The sequence below is a fragment of the Cellulomonas marina genome, assembly GCF_900111925.1.
Classification (GTDB): Bacteria; Actinomycetota; Actinomycetes; order Actinomycetales; family Cellulomonadaceae; genus Cellulomonas; species Cellulomonas marina.
The window spans coordinates 99576-118131 of sequence record NZ_FOKA01000008.1; the positions used below are offsets into that span (position 1 = coordinate 99576).

Genomic DNA, 18556 nt, shown 5'->3' on the forward strand with positions numbered 1-18556 from the left:
CGACCGGCCCGCCGACCTGTGCGCCGACCTGCCCGCCGACCGGCGTCACGGTCACGGCGCGTCGGCGTCCCGACGCGCGTTGGCGAAGGTGACGGTGGTGGGGGTGGGGATGTGCTCGACGGAGACGCGCTTGCGGAACACCCAGTACGTCCAGGCCTGGTAGACGAGCACGACGGGCGTGAGCAGGACCGCGACCCACGTCATGACGCCGAGCGTGTAGGCGCTCGACGAGGCGTTGTGGATCGTCAGGGAGTACGCCGGGTCGACGGACGAGGGCATGACGTCGGGGAACAGCGAGCCGAAGATGAGCACGACCGCCGCGACGATCCCCACCGCCGAGGCCACGAACGCGCGGCCCTCCTGGCGGGTGCGCGTGAAGAGGACCCCGGCCGCCAGCGCGGCCGCGGCCACCACGAGCGGTACCCAGGTCCAGGCCTTGCCCGAGTACTCGAGCTGCAGCCAGATCGCCCACACGGCCCCGACGCCGAGCGTGAGCACGGACAGCCGCCCGGACAGCTCGCCCGCGCGCCGACGGACCACCCCGTCGGACTTCAGCGCGAGGAAGACGGAGCCGTGGGTGAGGAAGATGCAGGCCGTCACGACCCCGGTCAGCAGCGCGAACCCGTGGCCGTTGGTCAGCAGGTCGAGGAACGAGCCCGTGTACTGCAGCGTGTTGCGGGTGGTCTCGCCCTCGACGTTGCTCGTCGAGGTCACGACGGGTTCGATCCGCATGCCCGCCACGAGGTTGCCGAACGCGACGCCCCAGAGGACCGCCGGGACCCAGGAGCCGACGACCAGCGCCCACGTGTGCGTGGCCTGCCACCAGCCGGAGGCGATCTTGCCGCGCCACTCGAAGGCGACGACGCGCACGATGAGCGCGAGCAGGACCAGGACGAGCGCGAGGTAGGCCCCCGAGAACAGCGTGGCGTACCACTCGGGGAAGGCGGCGAAGGTCGCGCCGCCGGCGGTGAGCAGCCAGACCTCGTTGCCGTCCCAGACGGGGCCGATCGTGTTGATCATGACGCGACGCTCGCGCTCGTCGCGCCCGACGAACGGCAGGAGCATCCCCACGCCGAAGTCGAAGCCCTCGAGGACGAGGTAGCCGGTCCACAGGACCGCGATGAGGACGAACCAGGTGATCTGCAGCGCCTCGTGGCTCATGGTGGGTCTCCTGCCCGGGTCGGTGGTGCGTCGGGCGTCAGTAGGCGAAGGACAGGGGTCGGTCGGCGTCGTCGTCGACGTCGGCGCGACGGGCGTCGGGGCTCGGGTCGACCGGGTCGGCCTCCACGCCCTCGACCGCGTAGCGGTGCATGAGCCGGTACCAGAACACGGCCAGCACGCCGTACAGCAGCGTGAACAGCACCATCGAGGTGAGGATCGCGCTCGCGGGCACCTGCGTGGACACGCCCCGCTCGACGAGGAGCCAGATGTCGTCGATGCCGGTCGGGTTGGGCGCCACCACCCAGGGCTGGCGGCCCATCTCGGTGAAGATCCAGCCGAACGACGAGGCGAGGAAGATCGTCGGCAGGGCGGCGATCGCGCTCCAGCGGAACCAGCGGGCGGTGGGCACCCGCCCGCCGCGCGTCAGCCACAGCGCCGCGACGGCGAGCAGGCCGGCGAAGGCGGCCATGCCGATCATGAGCCGGAAGGACCAGTAGGTGACCGCGAGGTCGGGCCGGTAGTCGATGCCGGCGCCGTACCGGGCCTCGTACTCCGCCTGCAGCTCGTCGACACCCTGGAGCTCGGCGGAGAACGAGTTGTCGGCGAGGAACGACGTCATGCCGGGGATCTGCAGCAGGTGCGTGACGTCCTCGCAGTCGTTCGACAGGTCGCCGACGGCCAGCAGGGAGAAGGGCACGCCGCTCTCCGTCGCGCACAGGCCCTCCGCCGACGCCATCTTCATGGGCTGCTGCTCGAACATGAGCTGGCCCTGCCAGTGCCCGGACGCGCCGACGACGACGGCCGCGCCGATCATGACGCCGACGCCGAGGCGTAGCCCGCTGCGGTAGACGCCGGTGGTCGCCACGCCGTCGCCGCGCCGGTGCGAGCGCACCAGCCACAGGCTGCAGATGGCGGCGACGAACGTGGCGGCCGTGAGCAGGGACGCCGAGATCGTGTGGGGGAACGCGGCGAGGACGGTCGGGTTGGTGAGGACCGCCAGGATGCTCGTCATCTGCGCGCGGCCCGTCTCGGGGTCGAGCTCGGCGCCGACGGGGTGCTGCATCCAGCTGTTCGCCGCGAGGATGAAGAACGCCGACAGGTTCGTCGCCAGCGCCACGGCCCAGATCGTCGCCAGGTGCACCCGCCTGGGCAGCCGGTCCCAGCCGAAGATCCACAGGCCGAGGAACGTCGACTCGACGAAGAAGGCCGCCAGCGCCTCCATGGCCAGCGGCGCGCCGAACACGTCCCCGACGAAGCGCGAGTACTCCGACCAGTTCAGCCCGAACTGGAACTCCTGCACGATGCCGGTGGCGACCCCGATCGCGAAGTTGATGAGCAGGAGCTTGCCGAAGAACTTCGTCAGCTTCAGCCAGCGCACGTCCCCGGTCCGCACCCAGGCGGTCTGCATGACGGCGACGAGGGGCGACAGGCCGATGGTGAGCGGCACGAAGACGAAGTGGTAGACGGTCGTGACACCGAACTGCCAGCGGGCCAGGGTGAGGGCGTCCACGCGGGTCTCCGTGGGGTGCGAGGGCGGGCGTACGGGGTGTCGGGGTGCGCGTCCGGCGGGTGTGCACGGCGGGCACGGGGTGCGTGCGCGGCGTGCGTCCGTGCCGGGCGAGCGGGGTCTGCGTGCGGGTCCGCCGGCGTCGTCGCCGCCGGTCCCGACAGGTGCGAACGTAGGGCGCGACCCCTGCCCGGCCGGTGGGACCTTCGTCCCCGGTGCTGACGCCGTGTCGTGACGTGGAGCACGCGCCTCCGGGGCGTCGGAGGACGCCTGTGCGATACTGACGGCGGCGAAGGGCGCGCCCACACCGCGCCCGAGCCCTTGAGCTCGTCGGTGTCAACCGCCGCGCGCACCAGCCGCCGCTGGTCCGCCGCCCCCGCAGGTCCTCCGGGACAGCGCGAGGGGCGCCGGTCCGAGCAGGCGACGGTGCCGGCGGGGCGCCGCGGCCACGACCGTCGACTTTCCGTCGCCGCCCAGCGCGCGACGACCGACCGCCGGGTGCGCGGGTGTGGCCGCGACCCGGCCTCAGGAGCACCCCGCGTGAGCCCCACCAGCACCCCCGACGACGCCACGACGACCGCGGGCGGGGGTGGCGCCGAGGACGCGTCGCCGACGACCGCGCCCGCCGCGCCGCGTCGCCGCCGCGCGACCCGGACCGCCGCCTCCCCGACGGCGACGACGGCCGGCACCGACGACGGCACCACCACCGCCGACGGCAGCACTCCCGACACCGCTCGTGCGGGCGCGTCGGACGGCACGGACGGCGCCGTCGCCACGGCGTCCGGCGACGCGACGCTCGACGTCGCCGCCGAGCCGGCCCCGAAGGTGGCGCGAGCGCGCCGCAGCCGTCGTGCGACGAGCGCCACGGCTGCCCCCGCGGCCGCCGCGCCCGGCACCGAGGTCCCGGCCGGGACGGACCCCGCGGCCGCAACCGGAGCCACCTCATCGATCGACGAAGTGGCTCCGCCGACCCAGGAGGCGACGCTCGAGATGGCCGTCGACACGCCGGTCGACGCGCCCGTCGCCGCGCCCGTCGCCGAGTCCGTCGACCCGACCGTCGCCGTCGAGGCGCCCGCCGCGCCGACGCGGCGCCGGCGCGCCGCGACGCGTCCGGCGGCGGCGCCCGACGCGGTGCTGCCCCCGGTGGCCGAGCCCGTCGTCGAGCCGGTCGCGGAGCCCGTCGCGGAGCCCGTCGCGGAGCCCGTCACGGCGGACGCCGAGGTCGTCGTCCCGGCTCCTGACGACGCGGCGGTCGTCGAGGAAGTCGTCGAGGAGGTCGCGGAGACCTCCGCGGTCGCGCCCGTCGCCGATGCCGCCCCCGAGGGCGTGGGCCCGACCGGCACCCTGGACGTCCTCGCCGAGCTGGCGGCGCGCGGCACGACGGCCGAGGACGCGCCGGCCCCGCGGACCCGCGCGCGCCGGGCGACCCGCGGCGCCTCCCGGGCGGCCGGCGCGGCAGCGCCCGTGGCCACCCCCGGGACGACCCCTGAGACCACCCCTCAGACCACCGCTGCGACCAGCCCTGCGACCAGCGCGGCCCCCGCCACGGGCACGGCCGAGCCGGCCCCCGCCGACCCGCCCGTCGGCGCCCGGGCCCGCACGTCCGACGAGACCCCCCGCGCGGACGCCGGCACGGACCCGGGTGCCGCCACCTCCGGCCGGACGACGGGGGCCCGCCGGGGCTCCGGGTCGGGCGGGTCGGCCGACGCGCCGGCCGCCGCGCCGCGACTGGCGACCACCGCGCTGCTCTTCCAGGCCCCTGACGCCGGGGCCCGTCCCCGTCGCCGTCGGGTGCTCGCGGAGGCCGGCTCGCCGGAGGCGATCTCCGGTGCCGCCCGCGCCGCGGAGGCAGCCTCCGCGGCCGCCGCCACGACCGGACCGGAGGAGGCGGCGCCGCAGGCCGACCGCACCGCGGCCGAGGAGACCACCGGCCGTCGCGGCGGCCGCCGTCGGGGCGGCCGGCGTGGCCGCGGCGGCGCGGACACCGCGACCGGTACGCCGGAGGACGCGACCAGCACGGCCGGGACCGACGAGGACGCGCCCCTCGCGAACGACGCCCTGCCCGTCGACGAGCACGCCGCCCTCACGGCCCCCGCCACGACCGGGCAGGCGCTCGACGGCGACGACCTGGACGCCGTCGACGAGGACACCGCCGACGACGAGGGCGAGGGCACGGACGAGGGCACGGACGAGGGCACGGACGAGGGCACGGACGGGTCCGATGGCGGTCCGCGCCGCCGGCGCCGCCGCGGCGGGCGCGGACGTCGCAGCCGCGGGGACGCCCCCGTCGCGGGCGACGACGTGCGCGCCGACGACGAGGACGCCGACGCCGGCCTCCCGTCGCCCGCCGACCCCGACGCGTCGACGGGCGCCGGGTCCAGCGCCGAGCCCGACGACGAGGACGCCGACGACGAGGGCGGCGAGGACGTGGGCGACGACGAGGCCGGCGGCTCGAGCCGTCGGCGCCGCCGTCGTCGTCGCGGCGCGCGCGGCACCGGTGAGGAGCCCGAGGGCGGTCGCACCCGGACGCGCTCGGAGGAGCCGACCGCGCTGCGGGGCTCCACGCGCCTGGAGGCGAAGCGCCAGCGCCGGCGGGAGGGCCGCGACCAGGGCCGCCGCCGCCAGATCCTCACCGAGGCCGAGTTCCTCGCCCGCCGTGAGTCCGTGGACCGCACGATGCTCGTGCGCGAGCGCGACGGCCGCACCCAGATCGCGGTGCTCGAGGACGGCGTGCTCGTCGAGCACTACGTCTCGAACCAGGCGCAGGCCTCCATGGTCGGCAACGTGTACCTCGGCCGCGTGCAGAACGTGCTGCCCAGCATGGAGGCGGCCTTCGTCGACGTGGGCAAGGGCCGCAACGCCGTGCTCTACGCGGGCGAGGTCAACTGGGACGCCGCGGGCCTCGAGGGGCAGCCGCGCCGCATCGAGACGGCGCTCAAGAGCGGTGACCCCATGCTCGTCCAGGTCACGAAGGACCCCATCGGGCACAAGGGCGCGCGCCTGACGGCCCAGGTGACGCTGGCCGGGCGGTACCTCGTCTACGTGCCGGGCGGCGGCATGACCGGCATCAGCCGCAAGCTGCCCGACGTCGAGCGCAACCGCCTGAAGAAGCTGCTGCGCGAGCTGGTGCCCGACTCCGCCGGCGTCATCGTGCGCACGGCCGCGGAGGGGGCCAGCGAGGAGGAGCTGCGCGCCGACGTGGCCCGCCTGCAGGCGCAGTGGGAGGCCATCGAGAAGAAGCAGCGCACGGCCTCGGCGCCGGCCCTGCTGCAGGGCGAGCCGGACATGGCCATCCGCGTCGTGCGCGACATCTTCAACGACGACTTCTCCGCGCTCGTCGTGGAGGGGGACGCGGCGTGGTCGACGATCTCCGGGTACATCGGGGACCTCGCGCCGGACCTCGCGCAGAAGGTGCAGAGGTGGACCGGCACGGGTGACGTGTTCGCGCACCACCGCATCGACGAGCAGCTCGCCAAGGGCATGGACCGGAAGGTCTGGCTGCCGTCGGGCGGGTCGCTGGTCATCGACCGCACCGAGGCCATGACGGTCGTCGACGTCAACACCGGTCGCTTCACCGGCGCCGGCGGGACGCTCGAGGAGACGGTCACGCGCAACAACCTCGAGGCGGCGGAGGAGATCGTCCGCCAGCTCCGGCTGCGCGACATCGGCGGGATCATCGTCGTCGACTTCATCGACATGGTGCTCGAGTCGAACCGCGACCTCGTGCTGCGGCGGCTGGTCGAGTGCCTCGGCCGGGACCGCACGAAGCACCAGGTGGCCGAGGTGACGTCGCTCGGGCTCGTGCAGATGACCCGCAAGCGCGTGGGCCAGGGCCTCGTCGAGGCGTTCAGCGAGACCTGCGAGCACTGCCACGGGCGCGGCTTCGTCGTGCACGCCGAGCCCGTCGAGCGCGGCGCCGGCGGCGGGCGGTCCGAGGGCGCGCCTGCGGCGGAGTCCGCGGAGGGGGAGGGGCGTCGTGGCGCCCGTCGTCGCCGCGGCAAGGACACGGGGCCGGACGCGGGCACGGCCGAGCGGTCGGTGCCCGTGCTGCCGGCGGCCCGCGAGGCGGTCAAGGCGACGCTCGCGACGATCGCCGCCGCGGCGGCGCACGCGCACGAGGCGCACCCGCACGAGGCGGCGCAGCCGTCCGGCGGCAGGACGGACGGCGGCGTGCCGGCCGGTGCGTCGCCGGTGCCGGCGCAGGTGCTGGAGGGCGAGGAGCTGGCCGACGTCGTGGCCGAGCTGGGTGACGCGGCGGGCGGTGCGGCCGACGCCGAGCAGGTCGTCGTCGTGGCGTCGGTGCCGGGCACGGCCGACGCGGCTGCCGACGAGGCTGCCGACGAGGCAGCCGCCGCAGGCGCCGCGGAGGGCGTCCAGGGCGCTGCCGAGGGCCGGCCGGCGGGCGGGTCCGCCGGTGGGCGCACCGGCACGCTCGACGTCCTGGCCGCCTTCGCCGGTCGCGTCCGCACGGGCACCCCGGGGGCGACGGCCGGCGACGAGCACGGCGGCCGGCCCGACGAGCAGCGGTGGGAGCTGGCGGCCGTCGACCCCGACGTCTTCGCCCTCGAGCTGCCGAGCCGGGACCAGCGCGCGGACGGGGCGACGGACGAGCCCGCCGACGACCCGAACGCCCGCTCGGCCGAGGGCCTCTGACGGGACGGGCCGGGCGCGGCGGGTTTGACCCTGCCCCGCCCGGTCCGTACCCTAGGACGTCGGCGCGTGCTGAGCGTGCCGTCCCGCACGCCCCCGGCCCGCCAGCCTGGCGCCGACGCGAACCCCTCCGCCCCGCGCGCAGGTGGAGCGCGGGCGCCCCGGCACGTGGGGCGTCGGTCCGGGCCGTGGCCCGGCGTGCAGTGCAACGAGCAGTCCCGACCAGCAGAGATGAGCAGCAACGTGGTGTACGCGATCGTGAAGGCCGGCGGCCGTCAGGAGAAGGTCGCCGTCGGCGACGTCGTCGTCGTGGACCGCCTGGCCGCTGCGACGGGTGAGACCGTCCAGCTCCCGGCGCTGCTGCTCGTCGACGGCGCGACGGTGACGTCCGACGCCGACGCGCTGGCCAAGGTCACCGTGACGGCCGAGGTCGTCCGGGACGAGCGGGGTCCGAAGATCCGGATCCTCAAGTACAAGAACAAGACCGGCTACCGCAAGCGTCAGGGCCACCGCCAGGCGCTCACCCGCCTGAAGGTCACCGGCATCGCGTGACCCGTCCGACGGGCCCCCGGCCCGTCGTCGGTGACGCACCCCCATCGAGCTCTGAGCAGGAAGCAGGTCCCCCATGGCACACAAGAAGGGCGCGAGCTCCTCGCGCAACGGTCGTGACTCCAACGCGCAGCGCCTCGGCGTCAAGCGCTTCGGCGGCGAGGCCGTGAAGGCCGGCGAGATCATCGTCCGCCAGCGCGGCACGCACTTCCACCCCGGCGTCAACGTCGGCCGTGGCGGCGACGACACGCTGTTCGCCCTCGCGCCCGGCGCGGTCACCTTCGGTCAGCGCCGCGGCCGCAAGGTCATCGACGTGGTGGCGGCCGTCGAGGCCTGAGCCACCCGGTCCAGCACGAGAGGGGCGCACCGTCACGGTGCGCCCCTCTCGTCGTCAGCAGCACGCACGACCGGCACCCACGACCGGCCCACGCACCCAGCACACGCACCCAGCACACGCACCCAGCACGCACCCCGCCCCCGGCGACCCCGGGGGCCCCACAGGGAGGAGCAGCACGTGGCGACCTTCGTCGACCGTGTGGTCCTGCACGCCACGGGCGGGGACGGCGGGCACGGCTGCGCCTCCATCCACCGCGAGAAGTTCAAGCCGCTCGCCGGCCCCGACGGGGGCAACGGCGGCAACGGCGGCTCCGTCGTCCTCGAGGTCGACCCGCAGGTGACGACGCTGCTGGAGTTCCACCACCTGCCGCACCGGCACGCGCCGAGCGGGACGCAGGGCATGGGGGACCACCGGTCCGGCTCGCTCGGCGCCGACCTCGTGCTGGGCGTCCCGGACGGGACCGTCGTCAAGAGCCCGACGGGCGAGGTGCTCGCGGACCTCGTCGGCCCCGGCGCGCGCTACGTCGTCGCGGCCGGGGGGCGCGGCGGTCTCGGCAACGCGGCGCTGGCCTCGCCGCGCCGCAAGGCGCCGGGCTTCGCGCTCCTGGGCGAGCCGGGCGACTCCGCGGACGTCGTGCTGGAGCTGAAGACGATCGCGGACGTCGCGCTGGTCGGCTACCCGAGCGCGGGCAAGTCCAGTCTCGTCGCGGCCATGTCCGCCGCGCGTCCGAAGATCGCCGACTACCCGTTCACCACGCTGGTGCCGAACCTCGGGGTGGTGCAGGCCGGCTCGTCGCGCTACACGGTGGCCGACGTGCCCGGCCTCATCCCCGGCGCGTCGGAGGGCAAGGGCCTCGGGCTGGAGTTCCTGCGCCACGTCGAGCGCTGCGCGGTGCTCGTGCACGTGCTCGACTGCGCGACGCTCGAGCCCGACCGCGACCCGCTGACGGACCTCGCGGTCATCGAGGCCGAGCTCGCGGCGTACTCGGGCGACCTCGGCATCGAGGGCGGGCGCATCCCGCTGGGGGAGCGGCCGCGCGTCGTCGTGCTCAACAAGGTCGACGTGCCGGAGGCTCGCGACCTGGCCGAGCTCGTGCGCCCGGACCTCGAGGCCCGCGGCCTGCAGGTCTTCGAGGTGTCCACCGCGAGCCACGAGGGGCTGCGCGCGCTGTCCTTCGCGCTAGCCGGCATCGTCGAGCAGGCGCGGCGCGACGCGCCCGCCCCCGCGCCCACGCGCGTCGTGCTGCGTCCGCGGGCCGTCGACGAGGCGGGCTTCACCGTGACGCGCCGCGAGGGCGGCGGCTCGGTGTGGTTCGAGGTCCGCGGCGAGAAGCCCGAGCGCTGGGTGCGCCAGACCGACTTCTCCAACGACGAGGCCGTGGGGTACCTCGCGGACCGCCTCGCGCGGCTGGGCGTGGAGGAGCTCCTCTTCAAGCGCGGCGCCGTCGCGGGCGACGAGGTGCGCATCGGCAGCGACCAGAACGCCGTCGTCTTCGACTGGGAGCCCACCCTCCAGGCGGGCGCCGAGCTGCTCGGCCAGCGCGGCACGGACCTGCGCCTCGAGGACCGGTCCCGGCCCACGCGCGGCGAGAAGCGCGCGGAGTTCAAGGAGCGCATGGACGCCAAGGCGGCCGCCCGTGCCGAGCTGTGGACGGAGCGGGAGTCCGGCGTCTGGACGGACCCGGAGTGAGCACGGCGACCGGCATGGGCCCGGCGGCCGGCGGGAGCACGGCGACCGGTGCGAGCACGGCGGCCGGCGCGCCGGGCCCCGCCGACCGCGCCGCGCTGCCGTCGGCCGCACGCGTCGTGGTCAAGGTCGGCTCCTCGTCGCTGACGGACGCGCGCGGGCACCTCGACCGGGAGCGGCTGACCGCCCTCGTCGACGTGCTGGCCGCACGCCGGGCCGCCGGCGGGCAGGTCGTGCTGGTGTCGTCCGGGGCCATCGCCTCGGCGCTGGGTCCGTTGGGGCTGCCGGGCCGGCCCCGGGACCTGGCGACCCAGCAGGCGGCGGCGTCCGTCGGGCAGGGGCTGCTCGTCGCCGACTACGCGCGGGCCTTCGCCGCGCACGGGCTGCGCGTGGGGCAGGTGCTGCTCACCGCGGACGACACCGTGCGCCGCACGCACCACCGCAACGCCAGTCGCGCGCTGGAGCGGCTGCTGGCGCTGGGCGTCGTCCCCGTCATCAACGAGAACGACGCCGTCGCGACGCAGGAGATCCGGTTCGGCGACAACGACCGGCTGGCCGCGCTGGTCTCGCACCTCGTGCGGGCCGACGCGCTCGTGCTGCTCACGGACGTGGACGGCCTGCACACGGGCCCGCCCGGGCGGCCCGGGTCCGTGCGGATCCCGCTCGTGCGCGGACTGGAGGACGTCGCGGGCGTGGACGTCAGCGCGCGCGGCTCGGCGGTGGGGACGGGCGGCATGGTGACGAAGCTCGACTCCGTCGCGATCGCGACCGCGTCGGGCGTGCCCGTGGTGCTGACGGCGGCGGCCAACGCCGCCGGCGCGCTGGCCGGCGACGACGTCGGGACGTTCTTCGCGGCCACCGGGCGGCGGACCTCCGTGCGCCTGCTCTGGCTCGCGCACGCGGCACGGACGCGGGGGCGGCTGCTGCTCGACGAGGGGGCCGCGCGCGCGGTGCGCGACCGCGGCACGTCGCTGCTGCCGGCGGGGGTGACGCGCGTCGAGGGCGACTTCGACGCGGGCGACCCCGTCGAGATCGTCGGGCCGGACGGGGTGGTGCTGGCGCGCGGGCTCGTCGCCTACGACGTGGCCGAGGTGCCGCCGCTGCTGGGCCGGTCGACGTCCGACCTGCGGGCCGAGCTCGGCCCGGGGTACGACCGCGAGCTCGTGCACCGCGACGACCTCGTGCTCGTCGGGCGGACTACCCTGCTGCCATGACGACGCTGGACCACCCCGGGCTCGCCCTCCCGCACGGCACCGGCTCCCTGCCAGCGCCCGGGGACGCGGACGCGCCGGTCGCCGGTACGGACGTCGACGCCGCCGTGCGGGACGTCGCGCGACGGGCGCAGGTCGCGTCACGGGCCCTGGCCACCGCCACCCGCGCCCGCAAGGACGCCGCGCTGCACGCCCTGGCCGACGCGCTCGTCGCCGGGGCCGACCGGGTGCTGGCCGCCAACGCGGAGGACGTCGCGCGCGGCCGGGAGGCCGGGACGTCCGCCGGCCTGCTCGACCGGCTGGCGCTCACGCCGGAGCGGATCGCGGGCATCGCCGACGCGCTGCGCGAGCTCGCGGCCCTGCCCGACCCCGTGGGGGAGGTGGTCCGCGGCCAGACGCTGCCGAACGGCCTGCGGCTGCGCCAGCTCCGGGTGCCCATGGGCGTCGTCGGGATGATCTACGAGGCGCGGCCGAACGTGACGGTGGACGCCGTCGGGCTGGCGCTCAAGAGCGGCAACGCCGTCGTCCTGCGGGGCGGCAGCGCGGCCGCGCGCTCGAACGAGACCATCGTGGCGGTGCTGTCCGAGGCGCTGGTGGCGCAGGGTCTGCCCGCCGACCTCGTGCAGTCGGTGGACGCATGGGGACGCGCCGGGGGCGTGGCGCTCATGCGGGCGCGCGGCCTCGTCGACGTCCTCGTGCCCCGGGGCGGCGCGGACCTCATCCGGACCGTCGTCGCGGAGTCGGTCGTGCCCGTCATCGAGACGGGGACGGGCAACTGCCACGTCTACGTCGACGCCTCCGCGGACGTCGCCCAGGCGCTGCCGGTCCTGCTCAACGCCAAGACGCAGCGGATCGGCACGTGCAACACCGCCGAGACGCTGCTCGTGCACCGGGACGCCGCGGAGGGGTTCCTCCCGGCCGCGCTCGCCGCGCTGCACGACGCGGGCGTCACCGTGCACGGCGACGCGCGCACGCTGGCGCTCGCGCCCGCCGGGGTCCGCGCCGTGCCGGCCACCGACGAGGACTGGGCGACGGAGTACCTGTCCCTCGACCTGGCCGTGCGCGTCGTCGACTCCCTCGACGAGGCGATCGAGCACATCCGGACCTGGAGCTCGGGCCACACGGAGGCGATCCTCACGCGCGACCTCGCCTCCTCGGAGCGCTTCGTCGCCGAGGTGGACTCCGCCGCCGTCATGGTCAACGCCTCGACGCGGTTCACGGACGGCGGCCAGCTCGGCCTCGGTGCCGAGATCGGCATCTCGACGCAGAAGCTGCACGCGCGCGGCCCCATGGGGCTCGCGGAGCTGACGACCACGAAGTGGGTCGTGCACGGCGACGGCCACGTGCGTCCCTGACCCCCGCGCACGCCGACCCGTGCGCACGCGGTCCGCCCGGGTCGCACGACCACGGGCCGCGCCCGTGCCAGACTTGCCCGACCACCGCACCACCACCTGGAGGACGTTGTGCACGCTGCCCTGCTCGCCGCCGTCGAGGAGACCGCTGAGCACGTGAACGAGCTGCCCGTCCCGCCGATCGTCTTCGGCCTCGGCGCGTTCGCGGGCCTCATCGGGCTCCTGCTCTTCACGTTCGCGTTCCGGAGCATCGGCTCGCGCCACTGAGCGCGACGTCGACGCCGGGCCGGACGGTCGTGAGCGGGGCCCCGGTCGCCACCCCCGACGGGACGCCGCAGCGGCGCCGGGTCGGGGTGATGGGCGGCACGTTCGACCCGATCCACCACGGCCACCTCGTCGCGGCCAGCGAGGTCGCGGCGCGGTACGGCCTCGACGAGGTCGTGTTCGTCCCGACGGGCCGGCCACGGCTCAAGACCCACGTGGTCGTGACCGCGCCCGAGCACCGCTACCTCATGACGGTCATCGCGACCGCGTCGAACCCGCAGTTCACCGTCAGCCGCGTCGACCTCGAGCGGGCGGGGGACACGTACACGGTCGACACCCTGCGCGACCTGCACGCCGAGCGGCCCGACGCCGACCTGTACTTCATCACCGGCGCCGACGCGATCGCCCAGATCCTGTCCTGGAAGGACGCGGACGAGCTGTTCGCGCTCGCGCGGTTCGTCGCCGTGACCCGGCCCGGCCACGCGCTGTCGGTCGCGGGGCTGCCGGCCGACCGGGTCAGCGTCCTCGAGATCCCCGCGCTGTCCATCTCCTCCACCGACGTCCGTCAGCGGGTCAGCAGCGGCCTGCCCGCCTGGTACCTGGTGCCCGACGGCGTCGTCCAGCACATCGCGAAGTACCGTCTGTATCGAGGTAGTGATGAGTGACACCGGAGCCCCACCCCGCCGGCGCGACCTCCGCGCGGTCGCAGGCCCGGCCGCGCCGACCACGTCGCGCCCCGACGACCGGCCCGACGACCGGCCCGACGAGCGTCACGCCGACCGGCCCGACGAGCGCCCCGCGCAGCGCGGCGCCGGGCGCACGGCGTCCGCCGTGGGGTCCGCCACCGGCGTCCACGCGCGCGTCCCCGTCGCAGGGTCCCGTCGCGCCCTCCGGACCGCGGCGGTCCCGGTGGTGACCGAGGGGTCGTCCGGTGCTGCCGTGCGGCCCCGGACGGGGTCGACGGGCGTCGCCCGCACCGCCACGGCCGCGGAGCCCCCGGCGCTGACCGGCGGCATCGTCGTCGTCCCCGCCTCGCCGACCGAGCCCGTGCCCTCGCGCCGGGTCCTGCGCGCGCTGGCGGAGGCCGAGGCGGCGACCGGCGCGCAGCCCGTGGTCCCGGGCCCGGGGACACCCGCGCGGTCCCCGGGCGGCCCTGCTGCCGCCGAGGCGCCACGCCGGGTGCCGCAGCAGGGCGGGCGCGTCGGCGCACGGCGCGCGGTCGCGGCGGCGGAGGGAGGCCCGGCGCGCGTCAGCGCCCGCGTCCCGCCGACTGGGGCGACCCGGGCCGTGCCCGTGCGTCGCAGCACCCGCTCCGAGGCGGAGCCGCGCGACGAGCTCGTGCCCGCGTGGCCGGTCGACCCCTCCGACGGCGTCCTGCCCGGCGCGCCCGGGCAGGACGAGGCTATGCGGCCGGCCTGGGCGCCGATCACGGGCCAGGTGCCCGTCGTCGACCCGGCGCGGTCCCTGCTGCCGCTCGACGTGCCCGTGCCCGCGTGGCCGGCGCTGCGGCCGCCCGCCGACGAGGCCGCGGACCCTCGCGGAGGCGCGGAGGGCGGCGACCCCGGGCGCGCCGCGGACGACGGGGCACCCGCCGTGCCGGCCGCCGGGACCGGCGCCGACCGCGACACGGTCGGCGAGGCCTCGCGGGGCACCGGCCGCCCCCGTCGTCGGGGCCTGCCGTCGACGTGGGCGCAGGTGCTCGCCTGGTCCCTCGTCGCCGTCGTGCTCGGCGTGCTCGTCGGCGTGCTCGTCGACCGTGCCCGCGACGGCGGTGCCGACGGCGCCGCCTCCCCCCAGCCCCCGACCACGACGACCGTGACCACCGCGACCGTGACCACCGCGACCGTGACCACCACGACCGTGACCACCACGACCGTGACCACGACGACCGCCGCCCCGGCACCGTCGTCGCCGTTCCTCCGAGGAGCCCTGTGACCGCCACCGCCCGTTCCGTCGAGCTCGCCGTCGCCGCCGCCCGTGCCGCGGCCGACCGCAAGGCCCACGAGATCATCGCCCTGGACGTGAGCGAGCAGCTCGTCCTGACCGACGTCTTCCTCATCGCCTCGGGCACCAACGAGCGGCAGGTCGGCGCCATCGTCGACGCCGTCGAGGAGGCACTGCACGGGCTCGGCGCCAAGCCGGTCCGCCGGGAGGGCAAGACGCAGGGGCGGTGGGTGCTCATCGACTTCGGCGACGTGGTCGTCCACGTGCAGCACGCGGAGGACCGCGTCTTCTACGCGCTCGAGCGCCTGTGGAAGGACTGCCCCCTCATCGAGCTGCCCGACGACGTCCACGGCACCAGCGAGGACGAGGAGGAGGGCCCCGCCGCGCCCGCGGCCCCGCAGTGGTGACGGCCGCCGCTGCCACCGGCGCAGCCCCGCGGCACCGGGCGACGGCGTGAGCGCGCGCCGGGTCGTCCTGTGGCGCCACGGGCGCACCGCGTACAACGCGACCGCGCGGATGCAGGGGCAGGTCGACATCCCGCTCGACGAGGTGGGCCACTGGCAGGCCGCCACCGCCGCGCGGGCCCTGCTCGCACGGCGCACGCCCGACGCCATCGTCACGTCCGACCTCGTCCGCGCGCAGGAGACCGCCGCGTACCTCGGCTCGCTCAGCGGTGTCGAGGTCCGCACCGACGAGCGGCTGCGCGAGCGCTCGTTCGGCCGGTGGGAGGGGCTCACCGGCGAGGAGATCGAGGACGGGTGGCCCGAGGAGTTCGCGCTGTGGCGGGCGGGCGGCGACCCGTCGGGGGTCGACGCCGAGACCCGTGCGCAGGTCGGCGGCCGGGTGGCGGCGGCCGTCGTCGAGCACGCCGCGGCGCTCGACGAGCGCGCCACGCTCGTGTGCGTCGCCCACGGCGCCGCGATCAGCACGGGCCTGGCCGTCCTGCTCGGCAGGCCGGCGGAGTGGCGCGGGCTGACGGGCATGGAGAACGCCCACTGGGTGGAGCTCGTCTCGGACGCCCCGCGCACCGACCCCGCGTGGCGGCTGACGGGCTACAACCTCGGCCCCCTCGACCCCGACACGGACTGGGACCGCGGCCCCGAGCCGGGGCGCACCCGCGCGAACGAGGAGACCCGCGACCCCGATTAGGAGACGGGCCGGGTTTCGTCCTAGACTTCACGAGCGCCCCACGGGGCGCGGTGGCCTGCGGGTCCACCCAGCCGCAGGGTTGGGGTGGCACCCACGGATCCACGGGGCTGTGGCGCAGCTGGTAGCGCACCTGCATGGCATGCAGGGGGTCAGGGGTTCGAGTCCCCTCAGCTCCACCCCGCACGAAGGGCGCCGACCGGTGGTCGGCGCCCTTCGTCGTGCACGGGGCGGGAGCGGGACCCGGCCGGCCCAGCTCCCGCCGGGCCGGCCGGCCTCGTCGGTGGGCCTAGAGGAACCCGACGAGGTGCCCGACGCCGAACAGCGCGACGAGTAGCGCCACTGCGCCGATGGCCACGTACACGGCCCAGTTGGAGGCGGTGCGGGGGACCGGCGGCTGCCGGTCGGAGACGCCTGTCGTGCTGGACTCGCCCGGCGGGGTCTCGCCCGGGGGCACCCCGCCGCCCGGCTCGAGACCGGTGGTGGTGTCGGGGTTCGGGTCGGGCGCCACGGCGTCACGGGCGCGCTGGGGACCGGGGTCGAAGGACTCGCGTCCGTACCCGGGGTCGGAGGTGGTCATGGTGCTCCCGTCGTCGGCGTCCCGACCACCCTCACCGCGCGTGCGGACGGCGGCAACCGGGGGAGGCGCCCCGGCGACGGAGGACGCTCAGTCGCACCAGCTCGTGCCACCCGAGACCAGCACCACGGGGGCCGTCGGGGCACCGGACTCCGCCCACCACCGGGCGCCGCCGTCGCCGATCGTCCACACGTCGTACTCCTCCCACAGCGCGGCCGAGGCGCCGAGGCGGTCCTCCACGACGCCGAGCGGCGTGCCGACCGGCAGCCCGAGCGGCAGCGCGACGGGCACGGGCGTCGTCGCGCCGCGCACGGACCAGCCGATGAGCGTCCCGTCCCCGAGGAAGGCGGTGAGGTCGTCCCAGCCGTAGGTCGCGTCGATGCCCGAGCCGCAGGCGTCGCCGCCCTCGTCGCGGTCGTCCGGCTCGCCGAGCAGCGCGACGAGGGCGTCCAGCGCCTGGGGTGCGCCGACCGCCACGCCGCCGAGCGAGGACCCGGTGAGGACGAGCGTGCCCGGCCCGTCGGGGTCTGCCGGGTCCGGCGGGGCGGGGGTGGACGGGGGGTCGGTGGGCGAGGGGTCGGCAGGGGCGGACGGGGCGGGTCCCGACGGGGCCGGGGCCGGCGTGGCGGTCCCGGGCGCCGGGGTCGGCGGGGTCGTCGGACCGGGCGTCGGGGCCGCAGGGGCGGGAGCCGGTGCAGCGGGTGCGGTCGACGGCGCGGTGCCGGGGCGGGTGGACGGCGTCGTCGTCGGCCTCGGTGCCATGGACGAGGCGGTGGTCGGGGCGGTGCTCGGGCCGGCCGTCGGGGCCGCCGGCGAGGGCGAGGTGGTGGCGGCAGGGTCGCCCGTGGCGCCGGTGGCGCCCGTGGACGGCGTGCCGGGAACGGCAGGGACGGTGGCCGAGGGCTGGTCCAGGGCACCCACCGCACCGCCCGAGGCGCTCGGCGAGGCGGCGGCGCGGTCCTGCCCGTCGGCGGTGCACGCCGTCACCAGCAGCAGGGGCAGCACCAGCGCGGCGACGGGCAGCAGCCGGCGTGCGTCGCGAACCGGGTGGCCACGAGGTGGGCCACCAGACGGGCCGCCGGCGGGGCCACCGGTGCGGGGCGTGGGCAGGTGCACGGCGCACAGCCTATTCTCCGGCGCGTGACCAACCTCGAGGCACGGCCGACGGAGACCGTGAGCCGTGCCGGCGGCCCGTCGGGGGACGTCCAGCTCCTCGAGCCGCGCGACGTGCCGCTCGGCGGGGTGCGCGCCATGACCGTGCGCCGCACCCTGCCCTCACGGGCCCGGTCGCTCGTCGGCGCCTTCTGCTTCCTCGACCACTACGGGCCGGACGACGTCGCCGCGACGGGCGGCATGGACGTCCCGCCGCACCCGCACACGGGCCTGCAGACGGTGACGTGGCTGTTCGAGGGCGAGGTGCTGCACCAGGACGCGACCGGCGCCGTGCAGGCCGTGCGGCCCGGCCAGCTCAACCTCATGACCGCCGGGCACGGGGTCTGCCACTCCGAGGAGTCGCTCCGCGGCGGGGGACTGGAGCCCGACGGTGGAGCCACCGCCGGTGCCCCCTCGGGACGGCTGCACGGTGTGCAGCTCTGGACGGCGCTGCCCGACGGCGCCCGCGCGGGGGCGCCCGCGTTCCAGCACGTCGCCGACCCGCCGCTCGTCGAGCACGACGGGGCGCGCGTCCGGGTGGTCATGGGCAGCCTGCTGGGCGTCACCTCGCCGGCCCACGCCGCGACGCCGCTCGTCGCCGCGCAGCTCGACGTCCCCGCCGGCGCGCGCGTGGTGCTGCCCGTCGACCCCGCCTTCGAGCACGCCGTGCTGGTCGACGACGGGGACGTGCGCCTGCAGGGGACGGACGTGCCGCGCGCCTGGCTGGCCTACGTCGCGCCGGGTCGGGAGAGGCTCGTCCTCGAGGTGGGGGACGCCCCTGCGCGACTCGTCCTGCTCGGCGGGGTGCCCTTCGTCGAGCCGGTGCTCATGTGGTGGAACTTCGTCGGGCGCACGCACGAGGAGGTCGTGCGGGCGCGCGAGCAGTGGCAGGCCGCCCTGGCCGGCGACCCCGAGGGGCTGGCGCGGTTCGGCCGCGTCCCGGGCTACCCGGGTCCCGCGCTGCCGGCGCCCGTGCTCCCCGCCGTCCGGCTGCGGCCCCGCGAGCGGCCGCGCGCCTGA

At 76.7% G+C, this 18556-nt stretch carries 16 protein-coding genes and 1 tRNA gene; 13 read left to right on the plus strand and 4 right to left on the minus strand.

The annotated features are described in order from the left end of the window. Positions 1-51: 51 nt before the first annotated feature. On the minus strand, positions 52-1161 hold the full coding sequence (gene cydB / locus BM048_RS10170) for a cytochrome d ubiquinol oxidase subunit II (protein ID WP_090032875.1): 1110 nt from the start codon (positions 1159-1161) through the stop codon (positions 52-54). Positions 1162-1198: 37 nt separating this feature from the next. After that, complete coding sequence (locus tag BM048_RS10175; RefSeq protein ID WP_090032877.1) at positions 1199-2671, minus strand: cytochrome ubiquinol oxidase subunit I; 1473 nt, start codon at positions 2669-2671, stop codon at positions 1199-1201. A gap of 987 nt (positions 2672-3658) precedes the next feature. On the opposite strand from BM048_RS10175, the gene BM048_RS10180 reads away from it, so the two are divergent. The 12 genes from BM048_RS10180 to BM048_RS10230 all read left to right on the plus strand — a co-directional run bounded on the left by BM048_RS10180 (position 3659) and on the right by BM048_RS10230 (position 15986). After that, entirely contained in the window at positions 3659-7321 is a 3663-nt protein-coding gene (locus BM048_RS10180) for an Rne/Rng family ribonuclease (protein ID WP_090032985.1), read from the plus strand. Between the two features lie 228 nt (positions 7322-7549). Continuing rightward, positions 7550-7870 (plus strand): 50S ribosomal protein L21, encoded by a 321-nt coding sequence (gene rplU / locus BM048_RS10185; RefSeq protein WP_090032878.1) that lies wholly within the window; start codon positions 7550-7552, stop codon positions 7868-7870. Positions 7871-7943: 73 nt separating this feature from the next. Continuing rightward, positions 7944-8204, plus strand: a complete 261-nt coding sequence (gene rpmA, locus BM048_RS10190; protein ID WP_090032879.1) for a 50S ribosomal protein L27 — start codon at positions 7944-7946, stop codon at positions 8202-8204. 177 nt (positions 8205-8381) lie between these two features. Then, entirely contained in the window at positions 8382-9893 is a 1512-nt protein-coding gene (obgE, locus tag BM048_RS10195) for a GTPase ObgE (protein WP_090032881.1), read from the plus strand. A gap of 14 nt (positions 9894-9907) precedes the next feature. Continuing rightward, the gene (proB, locus tag BM048_RS10200) at positions 9908-11104 is read left to right on the plus strand and encodes a glutamate 5-kinase (RefSeq protein WP_090032986.1); all 1197 of its coding nucleotides are present in this window, start codon (positions 9908-9910) and stop codon (positions 11102-11104) included. After that, positions 11101-12456 carry a glutamate-5-semialdehyde dehydrogenase gene (locus BM048_RS10205; RefSeq protein WP_090032882.1) on the plus strand — a complete coding sequence of 452 codons (1356 nt, stop codon included), beginning with the start codon at positions 11101-11103 and terminating at the stop codon, positions 12454-12456. The genes proB and BM048_RS10205 overlap by 4 nt, the downstream gene beginning before the upstream one ends. A 108-nt stretch (positions 12457-12564) precedes the next feature. Beyond that, a complete protein-coding gene (locus BM048_RS18185; protein ID WP_175499478.1) occupies positions 12565-12720 on the plus strand; it encodes a hypothetical protein in 156 nt (51 codons plus the stop codon). Between the two features lie 89 nt (positions 12721-12809). Next, a complete protein-coding gene (nadD, locus tag BM048_RS10210; protein ID WP_203708681.1) occupies positions 12810-13382 on the plus strand; it encodes a nicotinate-nucleotide adenylyltransferase in 573 nt (190 codons plus the stop codon). Further along, entirely contained in the window at positions 13375-14652 is a 1278-nt protein-coding gene (locus BM048_RS10215; RefSeq protein ID WP_090032886.1) for a hypothetical protein, read from the plus strand. Before nadD ends, BM048_RS10215 begins: the two co-directional genes overlap by 8 nt. Then, positions 14649-15068, plus strand: coding sequence for a ribosome silencing factor (rsfS, locus tag BM048_RS10220; protein WP_090032888.1), 420 nt, complete (start codon positions 14649-14651; stop codon positions 15066-15068). Before BM048_RS10215 ends, rsfS begins: the two co-directional genes overlap by 4 nt. A 46-nt stretch (positions 15069-15114) precedes the next feature. Then, complete coding sequence (locus BM048_RS10225) at positions 15115-15810, plus strand: histidine phosphatase family protein (RefSeq protein WP_090032889.1); 696 nt, start codon at positions 15115-15117, stop codon at positions 15808-15810. Positions 15811-15913: 103 nt separating this feature from the next. After that, positions 15914-15986: transfer RNA gene (locus tag BM048_RS10230), tRNA-Ala, on the plus strand. A 110-nt stretch (positions 15987-16096) separates the two neighbouring features. Here BM048_RS10230 and BM048_RS10235 read toward each other — a convergent pair. Further along, a complete protein-coding gene (locus tag BM048_RS10235) occupies positions 16097-16387 on the minus strand; it encodes a DUF6480 family protein (protein ID WP_239078581.1) in 291 nt (96 codons plus the stop codon). Positions 16388-16474: 87 nt separating this feature from the next. Beyond that, positions 16475-17500, minus strand: coding sequence for a hypothetical protein (locus tag BM048_RS17855; RefSeq protein WP_139224411.1), 1026 nt, complete (start codon positions 17498-17500; stop codon positions 16475-16477). Positions 17501-17524: 24 nt separating this feature from the next. On the opposite strand from BM048_RS17855, the gene BM048_RS10245 reads away from it, so the two are divergent. Continuing rightward, positions 17525-18556, plus strand: coding sequence for a pirin family protein (locus BM048_RS10245; RefSeq protein ID WP_090032891.1), 1032 nt, complete (start codon positions 17525-17527; stop codon positions 18554-18556).